Annotated in this window: 4 tRNA genes; all 4 read left to right on the forward strand. The window is 52.9% G+C overall.

Features of this window, described 5'->3' with window-relative positions:
- Positions 1–23 precede the first annotated feature (23 nt).
- The 4 genes from C2M35_RS15470 to C2M35_RS15485 all read left to right on the forward strand — a co-directional run bounded on the left by C2M35_RS15470 (position 24) and on the right by C2M35_RS15485 (position 412).
- Positions 24–100, forward strand: a tRNA-Pro gene (locus C2M35_RS15470).
- A gap of 53 nt (positions 101–153) precedes the next feature.
- A tRNA-Arg gene (locus C2M35_RS15475) sits at positions 154–230 on the forward strand.
- 8 nt (positions 231–238) lie between these two features.
- Positions 239–314 (forward strand) — tRNA-His (locus tag C2M35_RS15480).
- Between the two features lie 21 nt (positions 315–335).
- Positions 336–412, forward strand: a tRNA-Pro gene (locus C2M35_RS15485).
- The last annotated feature ends 19 nt before the right edge of the window (positions 413–431 follow it).

The following is a 431-nucleotide window of genomic DNA, read 5'->3' on the forward strand; positions in this document are numbered from 1 at the left end:
ATTCCTTAGGCAGCGGCAAGTATCGGCGATTAGCGCAGCTTGGTAGCGCACTTGGTTTGGGTCCAAGGGGTCGCAGGTTCAAATCCTGCATCGCCGACCACTTTCAAGATGAAAGTAATACTTGATAGCACACGAAGAAGTATTCGTTGCACCGCGCCCGTAGCTCAGTCGGATAGAGCAACGGCCTTCTAAGCCGTCGGTCGAAGGTTCGAATCCTTCCGGGTGCGCCATTATTGTGGCGGCTGTAGCTCAGTTGGTAGAGCCCTGGATTGTGATTCCGGTTGTCGCGAGTTCAAGTCTCGTCAGTCGCCCCATTTTTCTAAATATACGCATATCGGCGTTTAGCGCAGCTTGGTAGCGCACTTGGTTTGGGTCCAAGGGGTCGCAGGTTCAAATCCTGCAACGCCGACCACCTTTTCTTAAGGTGAAAG

Origin of the sequence: Pseudoalteromonas sp. T1lg76 (genome assembly GCF_002964725.1) — a bacterium.
Lineage (GTDB): Bacteria > Pseudomonadota > Gammaproteobacteria > Enterobacterales > Alteromonadaceae > Pseudoalteromonas.